This window comes from Devosia sp. FJ2-5-3 (assembly GCF_029201545.1).
In the GTDB taxonomy this organism is placed as follows: domain Bacteria; phylum Pseudomonadota; class Alphaproteobacteria; order Rhizobiales; family Devosiaceae; genus Devosia.
The window spans coordinates 1711394-1723324 of record NZ_CP104007.1 but is presented as its reverse complement, the minus strand read 5'-3'; the positions used below and the strand labels follow the sequence as shown (position 1 = coordinate 1723324).

Genomic DNA, 11931 nt, shown 5'->3' with positions numbered 1-11931 from the left:
CCCGAGGGGCTCTGTCCCAGGGCCTATTGCCGGTATTGGGGCTCGCGTCGTGGCCCTCGGGTCAAGCCCGAGGGAAGCGCGCCGTTCCATTGATAGCGCCGTTCCATTGAGCAAGGTGCGGCCCTGACAAACAAAAAGACCCCCGCTTTTGGGCGGGGGTCGAAGTCCTGCATGGGAGGCGGAGGAGAATTATTCGTCGCTGCCGGAATCGTCCTCGCCGCCGGCAACGAGGAGAACTTCGCCGAGCAGGCCCGAACTCTCGCGCACACCCTGCTCGATGGTGGCGGCAATTTCCGGATTGTCCTTGAGGAACTGGCGGGCATTCTCACGCCCCTGCCCCAGACGCTGGCTTTCCCAGGAGAACCAGGCGCCGGACTTGTCGACGATGCCGGACTTGACGCCCAGATCGAGCAATTCACCGGTCTTGGAAATGCCTTCGCCATACATGATGTCGAATTCGACCTGACGGAACGGCGGGGCAAGCTTGTTCTTGACCACTTTGACGCGCGTCTGGTTGCCCACGATCTCTTCGCGATCCTTGAGCGCGCCGATGCGGCGAATATCGAGGCGAACCGAGGCGTAGAACTTCAGCGCATTGCCGCCCGTGGTGGTTTCGGGCGAGCCGTACATGACGCCGATCTTCATGCGGATCTGGTTGATGAAGATGACCAGACACTTCGACTTGGAGATCGACGAGGTCAGCTTGCGCATGGCCTGGCTCATCAGGCGGGCCTGGAGACCGGGCAGAGAATCGCCCATTTCGCCTTCGAGTTCGGCGCGCGGCGTAAGGGCCGCAACCGAGTCGACAACGAGCACGTCGATGGCGCCGGAACGCACCAGCGTATCGGTGATTTCGAGGGCCTGTTCGCCCGCGTCGGGCTGGGAGATCAGGAGGTCATCGACATTGACACCCAGCTTGCGGGCATAGACGGGGTCGAGAGCATGCTCGGCGTCGACAAAGGCGCAGATGCCGCCCTTGCGCTGCGCCTCCGCAATGACGTGCAGCGCCAGCGTCGTCTTGCCCGAGCTTTCAGGCCCGAAGATCTCGACGATGCGGCCCTTTGGCAACCCACCAATACCCAGCGCAATATCGAGGCCGAGCGAGCCGGTGGAGATAGACTCCACTTCGATCGACGCTGCCTCTCCGAGGCGCATGATCGAGCCCTTGCCGAAATTGCGTTCGATCTGGCTCAGCGCCGCAGCGAGAGCCTTATCCTTATCCATTGATCCACCTTCAACAACGCGAAGCGGCGAGCTAGCCATGATTTCTCTCCTTATTTCACGCTCTCGAAGGCTGCGCAAACGCGCTGGGATGAGAGAGCCTTGTTTTGCACCCGTGCTGCATTTGTTCTCATTTTGTTTCAGTCCTGTCAAGAGACAAAACCAGAACATCCCGCTTATCCCACAGTCTTCGTCCGGCCGTGATTCCATCCGGCGCGCCGCGGCTTCATCATAAGTATGATTTTTGACTGGACAGGCCGCGAGCTCTTGCGTTTTATGCGCGGGCCCGACGCTGGGGCAAAAGGGACGAGGATTTCTGACCATGCATCTTATTCAGTTTTTTGACGACAATGGCGCGCGCGCCGTCGGGGTGACCCGCAATGGTGAAACGCGCCGCGTCGAAGGATCAAGCACGGTCTATGAACTGGCGCTGGCCGCCATCGCGTCCGCGGAAGGTCTCTCGGGCATAGTCGACCAGCGCGGACTGGGCGCGGCCATCGACAAGGCGGCCCTTCTGGCCGAAGGACGGCTGCTGGCGCCGATCGATCATCCGGACAAGGCGCATCTGCACGTGACCGGCACCGGGCTGACCCATCTCGGCTCCGCCGCGACGCGCGACGCCATGCACAAGGCCAATGGCGAAAAGCCCGCAGCCGAGCTGACCGACAGCATGAAAATGTTCCGCATGGGGCTCGAGGGGGGCAAGCCCACTTCCGGCCAGCGCGGCGTGCAGCCGGAATGGTTCTACAAGGGCAATGGCAATATCGTCGCCAATCCAGGCCACCCCATCCCCTCGCCCGCCTTCGCGCTCGACGCCGGCGAAGAGCCGGAAATCGCCGGCATCTACGTCATCGACAATCATGGCCAGCCGCGCCGGCTCGGCTTTGCGCTGGCCAATGAATTTTCCGACCACGTGACCGAGCGCATCAACTATCTCTTCCTCGCGCACTCAAAACTGCGCGCCTGCTCGTTCGGGCCGGAGCTGCGGGTCGGCGATCTGCCGAGCCATATCGAGGGCACATCGCGCATCATTCGCGACGGCCAGGTGATCTGGGAAAAGCCGTTCCTCTCCGGCGAGGACAATATGAGCCACACCATCGCCAATCTCGAATATCACCATTTCAAATATGAGCTGTTCCGCCAGCCGGGCGATGTGCATGTGCATATGTTCGGCACGGCGACGCTGAGCTTTGCCGACGGGATTTCGACCCGGCAGGACGATATCTTCGAGATCGAGGAAGCCCAGTTCGGGCTGAAACTGCGCAATCCGGTGCGCGTCGAGAGCGAGAAGCCGGTGTTGATCAACGGGCTGTATTAGAACAGAAGCGCGCGCGCTTTACGCCGGGGAACTAACATGTCAGTTATTTGCCCGGTGGGGAGACACGGCAAATGAGTGCGCGCAGCTTCGACAAACGGCCTGTTGGCCGCACGGACCTCACGGTCACGACATTGGGCCTGGGCGGGGCGTCGCTGGCCGGGAACTACAATGCCGTTCCGGCCGACGAGGCGCGGGCGCTGGTGCGCCACGCCACCGATCTCGGCATCAATTATGTCGATACCGCGCCCCATTACGGGTTTGGCCGCTCCGAGCATCTCGTCGGCGATGTGCTGCGCGAAAAGCGCGAGGGCGTGGTTCTCTCCACCAAGGTGGGCCGGCTGCTGCGGCCGGTGCATGGGCAGGACTGGCCGCGCGACGAATGGATCGACCCGCTGCCGTTCCGCGAGGTCTATGACTATTCCTATGACGGGGTGATGCGCTCGTTCGAGGACAGCCTGCAGCGGCTGGGGCTCGAAAAGATCGACATGCTCTATGTCCACGATATCGGCGTCGTCACCCATGGGGTGGAGGGCAACAAGCCGCTGTGGCAGCAATTGGCAGGCGGCGGGTACAAGGCGCTGCGCGAGTTGCGAGACGCGGGACTGGTCAACGCGATCGGGCTTGGCGTCAATGAATGGCAGGTGCTGATGGATGCATTCGCGCTGGGGGACTGGGACGTGTTCCTGCTCGCCGGACGCTATACGCTGCTCGAGCAGACTTCGCTGACGCCGTTTCTCAGCACCTGCGTCGAACGCGGGGCATCGGTGGTCGTGGGCGGACCGTTCAATTCCGGCATTCTGGCCGGGGGCGACCGCTTTGACTATGCGCGGGCGCCTGAGGCCGTGGTGGCCAAGGTGCGGGCGCTCGCGGCCGTGTGTCGGGAGTTCGACGTGCCGCTGCCGGCGGCGGCGCTGCAGTTCCCGCTGGCCCATCCGGCGGTGTGCACCGTCTTGCCCGGCCCCCGCTCGAGCGAGGAACTGGACGGGATATTGGCCTGGTGGGACGTCACAATCCCCGATGGACTGTGGGCGGCGCTGATGGACAAGGGGCTGCTTGCCGAAGGGACGCCGATTGCGGGCTAAGGCCCGGATTCACTAGTTGAGGTCGAGCGCGTAAGTCTTGAGGATTTCAAGCGGAACCAGTCCCAGGACGTTCTGGTTAGTGGCGTGCAGATAGACACGGGGCGCATGGCCCGCCTCATGCGCCTGCATCCATCTGCCCGCCACGAGGCACCAGCGATTGCCTGCGACGAGACCGGGAAAACCGAACTCCGGCCGCGGGGTCAAAAGGTCGTTCCCGACGCTGGCCGAATAGGCGAGGAACGCGTCCGTGGCTTCGATGCAAACGAGGTGGACGGCGGCATTGTCGGGGCCCGCAGCGCAATAGCCGGACCGATAAAACCCGGTGAGCGGATTGTCCGAACAGGGCTGCAGCGGCTCGCCCAGCACATTGCGTTCGGCGGCGCCCTCAAATCGTGGATGAGCGGTCATCGTCAGTCCTTCAGGCTATCGAGACAGGCATCCGGGGTGCCGATCATTCCGGTTTGTCGATCCGTCGCAGCACTTCCTTGACCTTGGAATTGATCTGGTCGAGCGAATAGGGTTTTGGCAGGAAATCGACGCTCTGGTCGTCGGAAATGTCGCGGCGGACGCTTTCCTCGGCATAGCCCGACACGAAGATGACCTTGAGATCGGGCATTTTTTCGCGGATGTGCTTGAGCAGCGTCGGGCCATCCATCTCGGGCATGACGACGTCGGAGATGACGAGATCGACCTTGTAGTCGATCTCTTCGAGCACCTCGATGGCCTCGTCGCCGCCTTCGGCCTCATAGACCTTGTAGCCGGTGGTGCGCAGGGCCCGGGCGGAGAAGGCGCGCACGCTCTCTTCGTCTTCGACAAGCAGGATGCGCTCATTGCCGGTCAGATCCTTGGCCGGAGCGGTTGCCGCGGCAATCTTGGCGGTGAGCTCGGCTTCGGTGGGCACATAGCGGGGCAGGAAGATCTTGAAGGTTGTGCCTTCGCCGAGGACCGAGACCGGATAGATGAAGCCTTCGGTCTGCTTGACGATTCCGTAGACGGTCGAGAGCCCGAGGCCCGTGCCCTTGCCCAATTCCTTGGTGGTGAAGAAGGGCTCGAAGATCTTCTGCAGCACTTCCGGGCTCATGCCCGTGCCGGTATCCTCGACGTCGATCAGCACGTAGTCGGCCGGCACCAGCCCGTCAAAGCGCAGGCTCGCCGCCTCGGCCTCGGTGATATTGCTGGTGCGCACCGTGATCGAGCCGCCATCGGGCATGGCGTCGCGCGCATTGACCACGAGGTTGATGATGACCTGTTCGAGCTGCACGACATCGGCGCGGACCGGCCAGATATTGCGGCCATGCTCGACGGAGAGGTGGTTCTTCTCGCCGATCATGCGCTTGAGGAGGACCGTGAGGTCATCGACGATCAGCGGCAATTCGAGCACTTGCGGGCGCAGGGTCTGGCGGCGCGAGAAGGCCAGGAGCTGGCGGGTGAGACCGGCAGCGCGATTGGCGTTCTGCTTGATCTGCATGAGCTCGTTAAAGGACGGATCGCCCGGCTTGTGCTTGAGCAGCAGAAGATCGGAGAAGCCGATAATGGCGGTCAGCAGATTGTTGAAATCGTGGGCGACGCCGCCGGCAAGCTGGCCGACGGCCTGCATCTTCTGGCTCTGGGCGAACTGGGCTTCGAGCTTGCGCTGGTCAGTCATGTCGAGGGCGTAGACATTGACCTGCTCGGGCGAGCCGGCGCTGCTTTCGGACGCGGAGATATAGAGGCGCACCGCATGGTCGCCTGCCGCGCTCAGCAGCGCATCGACGGGCTCGACCTCGGATTGGCGCGCCATGGCGGCGGCGATGGCCTTGTCGAGCTTTTCGCGGCTGCCTTCGCCGATGAGGTCGCGCAGCGGCTGCTGTTCGACGCTTTCTTCCTCGCCCGACCAATGAAAAATGCGCCCGAACGGCGCATTTGTGCGGACCACCCTGCCTGCGCTGTCGAGCGTGGCGATGGCGAAGGGCGTGTCGTTGAAAAAGCGCGAAAACCGCACTTCGGCGGCGCGCAGCTCTTCTTCGGTGTCAGGCGCGCTCGACATGTCGAGCACGAGCGTACGCGTCTCGCCCAGCTCGCCATCGGCGAGGCGGGCCGCGCGGTGCAGGAGGCGCACGGGCAGCGTCGTGCCATTGCGACGCACGAGGTCGATATCGATGATCTCGGTGCGGATTTCGCCATCGCGCCGGCCGCGCATGAGGAGCGAGGAGCCGTCCCCGCGCACCACGTCCTCGAGGCGCAGATGGCCGGCATTGAACTCGGCGAGGTCGTAGCCCAGCCAGTCGGCCAGGGTGGAGTTGAGATATTGAATGCGTCCCTGGGCGTCGGCGGAAAAGAAGCCGGAGGGCGAATGATCCAGATAGTCGATGGCACGCTGCAGGTCGCGGAAAGCGGTTTCATTGCTCTCGCGGTCGCGCGTCATGTCCTCGATGGTCCAGGCGACCATGGGCTTGTGCGCGTCCTCAGTCTCCGGCAGCGGCCGCACCGTCACCTTGTACCAATAGGCGCGCGCCGAATCGTCTGCCGCGCCGCCAAGGCCGCCCAGGATGCGAATATTCTCCGCCGCGCTGCGACCATCCTTTGCCGCGCGCACCAGGCGATAGATGGCCTCACTGGCATCGGCATGGCCGGCAAACAGGCGCGGAACGCTGACCGGCAGGCCATTGTGCAACGCGCTCGGAAAAGCGCCATAGCTGGAGTTCACATAGGAAATCTTGCCGTCGCGATCGGCCACGACGATGCCGCGCCCGGCGCTGTCGATGACGGCATTGGCGATGGTTCGCCGCTCTTCGGCCCCGGAAAACCGGAACAGGCCCGCGGCGATGCCGAACATGAAAAACACCCCGGCCACGGCGAGGATGCCCACAAAGGTCATCACCAGCTCAGCGGGAATACGGTCGCCGAACATGGCAAAGCCTGCGGCCATGGCCACGAGGAAGACGCCCAGTGCCACAACCCGCCACAATCCGGCGCCACTGCGCGACGATGCCAGAACCGGATCGGGGTAGCTGCCCTCGCCAAGTGGCGTTGTGGCCATGAGGAAACGCTCCAGCACGAGATGTGACCCGAATCGGGACATACAAGGTCTATCAAATGGGCCGCGCACATGGGAGTGCGAAGGCGGTTTTCAACATTAGTACGGGCGAATTGACGATCCGGCCATGCCCGGCGGAGGCTGATTTTGCCGCCAGCCCGAAGTTTGAGGCGGAGTGTGAGGGAAATGGAAAATTTCGTCGTGATTTCAGGCTGTTCAAGCGGGGGCAAATCGACATTGCTCGCCGAACTGGCGCGCCGGGGTCACGCCGTCGTCGAAGAGCCTGGACGCCGCATCGTCGCCGCCGAACTGGCGGCCAATGGCAATGCCCTGCCCTGGGTGAATCCGGAGGCGTTCATCCGCAGGGCCATTGCCATGGCGTTGGCGGACCGGGACGGCAAGTCCGGACCCGGCCTCGTCTTTTTCGACCGCGGGCTCGTGGACGCGGCTTCGGCGCTGACGGAAATGACGGGGGAGCCCTGGCTGTCTACCCTCGGCCAAGCGCATCGCTACCACGGCCGGGTCTTCATGGTGCCGCCCTGGGCGGAAATCTATGTGACCGACCCGGAGCGCCGCCATGGCCTCGCCGAGGCGATCGTCGAATATGAGCGGCTGCAGCGGGACTATGCCGCACTGGGTTATGAGCTGGTGGTCATTCCGAAAACGCCGGTATCGGAGCGCGCAGACTTCGTGCTGGGCATTCTGGGCGTGACGAAATTGCCATAAGCGATTGTTTTTGTTGCATTTCCTAGCCACAAGACCGGTTCCACGCCTGCTGGAAACGCCCTAGGCGCGCCAGCTCGACTTCTTGAGGCGCATGACGAAGCCGATGATTTCGGCAACGGCCTTGTAGTGGTCGGCCGGAATGATCTGGTCGACATCGACCGAGGCAAAGAGCGCGCGCGCCAGAGGCGGATTTTCGATGATCGGCACATCGTTGTCCTTGGCGACCGCCCTGATGCGCAGGGCCACGGCATCGACGCCCTTGGCCACGCAGATCGGCGCCGGCATGTTCTTTTCGTATTTGAGCGCCACGGCAAAGTGGGTCGGATTGGTGATGACGACAGTGGAATCGGGCACGGCCGACATCATGCGCTTGCGCGCCTTTTCCTGGCGCAGCTGACGGATACGACCCTTAACGTGAGGGTCACCTTCCATCTGCTTGTATTCGTCGCGCGTTTCCTGAACCGTCATCATCTGCCGCTTCCACCATTTCTGGCGGACATAGAGAAAATCGGCACCGGCAATGAAGGTGACGACGATCAGCACCGCGGTGATGATCTTGACCGCCATCTCCTGCACGTCGAGCAGGATCATGATCGGGTCGGCCGTCATCATCGTGTCCAGCCGGTCGCGTTCCGGCCAGGCGACCATGAAGACGACGATGCCGACGACGCTGATCTTGATCAGGCCCTTGCCGAAATTGATGAGCGCATCGATGGAAAACAGGCGCTTGGCCCCCGCCAGCGGCGACACCTTGGAGAATTTCGGGGTGATCGGCTCGGTCGACATGAGGGGCCGGTGCTGTACGAGATTGGCCGCGAGGCCACAGGCATAGAGCACTGCCAGGGGCGCCAGCACGACGCCGATAAGCGACAGGCCCAGACCCGTGACGAAGCCGGCAAAGCCTGAGCCATCGACGTCGAACTGATCGGCGTTCATGAGCACCAATTGCAGGGACGCGCTGATCTGGCCGGCCATCCACGGCGCCACGGCAGAGAGGACAATGGCGGTGCCGACCAGCATGAACCAGGTCGTCACTTCCTGGCTCTTGGCGACGTCGCCCTTCTTGAGCGCATCCTCCAGTTTTTTCTGGGAGGGGTCTTCTGTCTTGCTGTCCTTGTCGGGTGCGTCAGACATCGGGCATCGCCCTCAGTCCTGCATCGCATCCGGAACAGCCCCTGACGTGGAGGAATGACATGGCTAGCCCCGCCACATCGCAAGATGGTTTTCGAAGGCCGTGAGATACCACCCCATCATCATGACGAGGAGCAGGCCGAAGAGAACCAGCCCGGCCATGATATTGGCGGGCATGAGAATGAAATAGACCTGCAATTGCGGCATGAGGCGCGCGAGGATACCCGCCCCGAGGTTGAAGACGAGGCCGAAGACGATGAACGGCGCCGACATCTGGATGCCGATGCTGAAAGCGCTCGCCACGGTGCGCAGCACCAATTGCAGGGCATCTTCCGACATGATCGGCGCGGTCGGCGTGAACACCGAATAGCTGTCATAGATCGCCGCCAGCGCCACATGATGCAGATCGGTGGCAAAGATCAGGGTAATGCCGAGAAAGGACAGGAAGCTGGCAAAGACCGCGCTCTGCATGCCCTGCTGGGTCGGATCGGCCGCCATGGCACCGCTGAGGCCGGCCTGGAAGGCGACGATGGCGCCCGCGACCTGGGTGGCCATGACGGTGATGCGAATGATGGCGCCGATGATGATGCCGACCGCAAGCTCGTGGAAAAGCAGCTCGATCAGACCGCCAAGGCTCTGCGGCCGGGCGGGAATGAGGCCGGACAGCAGCGGATAGAGCACGAGCGTGAGGAGCAGCGCGAAGGTGAGGCGCAGCCGCATGGGAATGGACTGCTCGCCCAGCGCCGGCATGAGCATCAGCATGGCGCCGATACGCGCGAACAGCATCATGTAGACGAAAGCGGCGGCCGGGCCCCAGTCGAGGCTCAGATTGAGCATTACCCGCCGACGATGATCATATCGACCACGCGCATCATATAGGCCGAGAGCATCGACCCCATGAAGGGCAGCGCGATCAGCATGGTGACGAAGATGGCGATGATCTTGGGGACGAACACCAGGGTCATTTCCTGGATCTGCGTCAGGGCCTGGAAAAGCGCGATCACGACGCCGACCAGCAGGCCGACGAGCATCATGGGCAGGGACACGATGATCAGTGTCCAGATGCCCTGGCTGGCAATGTCGAGAACTTCGGCGCCGGTCATTCCTACCGCCTCCGCCGCGGTTGATGCGGCAATGGTAGCTGATTCCCCGCGCCCTTGAGCAGGCAATTGTGGGCTGCGATGCCGCAGCCCCAATCAATTCACGCCGACCACATCGACATGCAATGCCGATCAGATCGGCATGCGCATGATTTCCTCATAGGAGGCGATGACGCGGTCACGGATGGTGACGATGCTCTCAATGGCCATTTCGGTCTGACTGAGGGCCGTGACCATATCGACGACATTGGCCTTGCCGTTGACCATGTCCATCGACATCTTTTCGGAGGCGCGGCCGCTGTCGACCACACCCTGCACGCTCTGGGCCAGAATCTGTGCGAAGTCATTGCCCTGCTGCGCCGGCGCGGTGCCAAGCTGCGCGCCCGGCATGGCGGCCTGCTGCAGCATCAGGCTGGCGGCGTCGCCGACCATGGCAATGCTCATCGGATCGGCGGAGCGGCTCTCCACCACACCCTGCACGCTTTGGGCCAGCATCTGAGCGAAGTTCGGACCGGAGGCAACGGAGCTGGCTGCGGTCTCGATGTCAGATTTGACAGACAGGCGGCTGGCATTGCCATAGGCAGCAGCCGCGATATTGAAGGGGGTGGAAGCCATTGGACGCTCCTAGATTGTCAGCCGCGTAAGATGTCGAGCGTTTGCCCGAGCATCTGGCGGCTGATCGAGACCACATTAAGGTTTGCTTCGTAGCTGCGCTGGGCTTCGCGCATATCCATCGTCTCGATCAGTGTGTTGACGTTGGGATATTGCACATAGCCATTGGCGTCGGCCGCTGGATGGCCGGGCTCGTAGCGGGGGCTGAATTCAGTATTATCCAGCGCCACCTTGCCCATCTTGACCGTGCGTCCGCCGATCTCGTTGTTGAAGGTGGTCAGGAAGGTGGGCACCCGGCGGCGGTAGGGGTCGCCGTCGGCGGTCGTCGCGGTGGAATCGGCGTTGGCAATGTTTTCCGCGATAACGCGCATGCGGGCCGATTGTGCATGGAGCCCGGTGGCTGCGATGCGGATGGAGGAGCTGAAATCCATTTTTGCCTGTCCTTACGCCGACTTGCCCATGGCGGTACGCAGGATGCGGACCGATTTCTGGTAGATGTTGGTGGCGGCCTGATAGTCCATCAGATTGGTGGTGACCTTCATCATCTCGTCTTCGAGCGTGATGCCATTGCCGCCGGGCGTGACCTCGAAATTGACCATTTTCTGGTCGGCGAAATTGGAATTGCCGCCGAGCGAGGTACTGAAATGCCTGGGCTGGGTGACGAAGGTCGCCACTGAAGGCGGCTTCACCTGATCGACCCGATCAGAAAAATTGTACTGCTTGAGGTCGCGCCCCCGGAAGCCGGGATTGTCAGCATTGGCCACGTTTTCGGCCAGCAGGCCTTGACGCGCCTGATGCCAGCGCATCTTGTCCGTCAGCGCCGCGAAAACCGGCAGATCCATAATGCCCATAACGAGGCGTTCCCGAGTCCAATTTGGTATAGGCAAATCCTGCCCATTTAGGGTTAACGAACAGTTAATCACCCGGTAAGACTGACCCACCTTGCCTCGCAAAATGCAAAATTGGCTGATTTGGGTGGGCAGAAAGTGCCAGCGCGGATTCGCTGGCTATCTACACAGGAGACTTCTTAGGTGCAGTTCATCACCAGCCTTTTCGGTGGAGACGGCGGCAATACATACCTTACCGCCCTCTTCGCCCTCGGCGCCGTCATCGTTCTCATCGTGCTCGGCGTCTGGCTGCTCAAGCTGATCTTCAAGGTGACGACCAACGGTCCGCGCGGTCGGAACCGGCGCCTGGCCATCGTGGATAGCCTCGTCGTGGACCAGAAGCGGCAATTGCTCGTGATCCGCCGCGACAATGTCGAACATCTGATTCTGACCGGCGGACCGCAGGATCTGGTGATCGAGACCGGGATCGCGGTCGAAGAGCCGCCCGCCGTGCAGCCGACGCGCCGCCCGGTGCCCTTCATGGGCAATCGACGCCCCGGCCCTGTCGCAACCGATTCCAAGCCCGGCGAGTCCAAGCCAGCGATCGTACCCGCATCGGCCGTCGCGGCCGGCCCATCGGCCAATCTCGACCGCCTGCGCGACGCCAAACCGAAGGACGGCTCTGCCCCCCGATCCCTGCGCCACACCGGCCTGCTCCGCCCCGTAAGCCCGCCGGAATCGGCAGCAGACGGGTATAAGCCTGACATTTCGCCCGACCCGGCAATCGACTCAGCTAAAGAGATCGAAGCAGAACAGGCCAATGAAGGGCTCGGCCTTGACCAGAACAAGCACACCGAAGCCAAGAGCAACTAGGTTCTTCCAGATCCCCGGCCAGCGG

At 62.5% G+C, this 11931-nt stretch carries 13 protein-coding genes; 4 read left to right on the top strand and 9 right to left on the bottom strand.

Annotation, left to right across the window (positions count from 1 at the left end; all coding sequences use genetic code 11):
• Positions 1–189 precede the first annotated feature (189 nt).
• Positions 190–1263 (bottom strand): recombinase RecA, encoded by a 1074-nt coding sequence (recA, locus tag N0P34_RS08210; protein ID WP_275606529.1) that lies wholly within the window; start codon positions 1261–1263, stop codon positions 190–192.
• Between the two features lie 280 nt (positions 1264–1543).
• Between recA and araD1 the strand changes: the two genes are divergently transcribed.
• Both araD1 and N0P34_RS08200 read left to right on the top strand, forming a co-directional pair.
• Positions 1544–2539, top strand: a complete 996-nt coding sequence (araD1, locus tag N0P34_RS08205; protein ID WP_275606528.1) for an AraD1 family protein — start codon at positions 1544–1546, stop codon at positions 2537–2539.
• Between the two features lie 71 nt (positions 2540–2610).
• Positions 2611–3621: an aldo/keto reductase gene (locus N0P34_RS08200; protein WP_275606527.1), complete on the top strand. Its 1011-nt coding sequence runs from the start codon at positions 2611–2613 to the stop codon at positions 3619–3621.
• Positions 3622–3633: 12 nt separating this feature from the next.
• Here the strand turns inward: N0P34_RS08200 and N0P34_RS08195 are convergent, their stop codons facing one another.
• Positions 3634–4029 carry a DUF2237 domain-containing protein gene (locus N0P34_RS08195; RefSeq protein WP_275606526.1) on the bottom strand — a complete coding sequence of 132 codons (396 nt, stop codon included), beginning with the start codon at positions 4027–4029 and terminating at the stop codon, positions 3634–3636.
• 43 nt (positions 4030–4072) lie between these two features.
• A complete protein-coding gene (locus tag N0P34_RS08190; protein WP_275606525.1) occupies positions 4073–6640 on the bottom strand; it encodes a PAS domain-containing sensor histidine kinase in 2568 nt (855 codons plus the stop codon).
• A gap of 183 nt (positions 6641–6823) precedes the next feature.
• On the opposite strand from N0P34_RS08190, the gene N0P34_RS08185 reads away from it, so the two are divergent.
• Positions 6824–7363 carry an AAA family ATPase gene (locus tag N0P34_RS08185; RefSeq protein WP_275606524.1) on the top strand — a complete coding sequence of 180 codons (540 nt, stop codon included), beginning with the start codon at positions 6824–6826 and terminating at the stop codon, positions 7361–7363.
• Between the two features lie 60 nt (positions 7364–7423).
• On the opposite strand, the gene flhB is transcribed toward N0P34_RS08185, so the two are convergent.
• The 6 genes from flhB to N0P34_RS08155 form a co-directional block, all read right to left on the bottom strand.
• Positions 7424–8497, bottom strand: coding sequence for a flagellar biosynthesis protein FlhB (flhB, locus tag N0P34_RS08180; protein WP_275606523.1), 1074 nt, complete (start codon positions 8495–8497; stop codon positions 7424–7426).
• 63 nt (positions 8498–8560) lie between these two features.
• Positions 8561–9331, bottom strand: coding sequence for a flagellar biosynthetic protein FliR (fliR, locus tag N0P34_RS08175; protein ID WP_275606522.1), 771 nt, complete (start codon positions 9329–9331; stop codon positions 8561–8563).
• Positions 9331–9597, bottom strand: coding sequence for a flagellar biosynthesis protein FliQ (fliQ, locus tag N0P34_RS08170; RefSeq protein ID WP_275606521.1), 267 nt, complete (start codon positions 9595–9597; stop codon positions 9331–9333). Before fliQ ends, fliR begins: the two co-directional genes overlap by 1 nt.
• 129 nt (positions 9598–9726) lie before the next feature.
• Positions 9727–10209 (bottom strand): flagellar hook-basal body complex protein FliE, encoded by a 483-nt coding sequence (locus tag N0P34_RS08165; protein ID WP_275606520.1) that lies wholly within the window; start codon positions 10207–10209, stop codon positions 9727–9729.
• Positions 10210–10226: 17 nt separating this feature from the next.
• Positions 10227–10637 carry a flagellar basal body rod protein FlgC gene (flgC, locus tag N0P34_RS08160; RefSeq protein ID WP_275606519.1) on the bottom strand — a complete coding sequence of 137 codons (411 nt, stop codon included), beginning with the start codon at positions 10635–10637 and terminating at the stop codon, positions 10227–10229.
• 12 nt (positions 10638–10649) lie between these two features.
• Positions 10650–11057: a flagellar basal-body rod protein FlgB gene (locus tag N0P34_RS08155; RefSeq protein ID WP_275606518.1), complete on the bottom strand. Its 408-nt coding sequence runs from the start codon at positions 11055–11057 to the stop codon at positions 10650–10652.
• 180 nt (positions 11058–11237) lie between these two features.
• On the opposite strand from N0P34_RS08155, the gene N0P34_RS08150 reads away from it, so the two are divergent.
• On the top strand, positions 11238–11906 hold the full coding sequence (locus N0P34_RS08150) for a flagellar biosynthetic protein FliO (RefSeq protein WP_275606517.1): 669 nt from the start codon (positions 11238–11240) through the stop codon (positions 11904–11906).
• The last annotated feature ends 25 nt before the right edge of the window (positions 11907–11931 follow it).

Bases quoted from the DNA above. Each gene is read 5' to 3' on its own strand.
- recA (WP_275606529.1), bottom strand. From the start codon at position 1,263: ATGGCTAGCTCGCCGCTTCGCGTTGTTGAAGGTGGATCAATGGATAAG.
- araD1 (WP_275606528.1), top strand. From the start codon at position 1,544: ATGCATCTTATTCAGTTTTTTGACGACAATGGCGCGCGCGCCGTCGGG.
- N0P34_RS08200 (WP_275606527.1), top strand. From the start codon at position 2,611: ATGAGTGCGCGCAGCTTCGACAAACGGCCTGTTGGCCGCACGGACCTC.
- N0P34_RS08195 (WP_275606526.1), bottom strand. From the start codon at position 4,029: ATGACCGCTCATCCACGATTTGAGGGCGCCGCCGAACGCAATGTGCTG.
- N0P34_RS08190 (WP_275606525.1), bottom strand. From the start codon at position 6,640: ATGGCCACAACGCCACTTGGCGAGGGCAGCTACCCCGATCCGGTTCTG.
- N0P34_RS08185 (WP_275606524.1), top strand. From the start codon at position 6,824: ATGGAAAATTTCGTCGTGATTTCAGGCTGTTCAAGCGGGGGCAAATCG.
- flhB (WP_275606523.1), bottom strand. From the start codon at position 8,497: ATGTCTGACGCACCCGACAAGGACAGCAAGACAGAAGACCCCTCCCAG.
- fliR (WP_275606522.1), bottom strand. From the start codon at position 9,331: ATGCTCAATCTGAGCCTCGACTGGGGCCCGGCCGCCGCTTTCGTCTAC.
- fliQ (WP_275606521.1), bottom strand. From the start codon at position 9,597: ATGACCGGCGCCGAAGTTCTCGACATTGCCAGCCAGGGCATCTGGACA.
- N0P34_RS08165 (WP_275606520.1), bottom strand. From the start codon at position 10,209: ATGGCTTCCACCCCCTTCAATATCGCGGCTGCTGCCTATGGCAATGCC.
- flgC (WP_275606519.1), bottom strand. From the start codon at position 10,637: ATGGATTTCAGCTCCTCCATCCGCATCGCAGCCACCGGGCTCCATGCA.
- N0P34_RS08155 (WP_275606518.1), bottom strand. From the start codon at position 11,057: ATGGGCATTATGGATCTGCCGGTTTTCGCGGCGCTGACGGACAAGATG.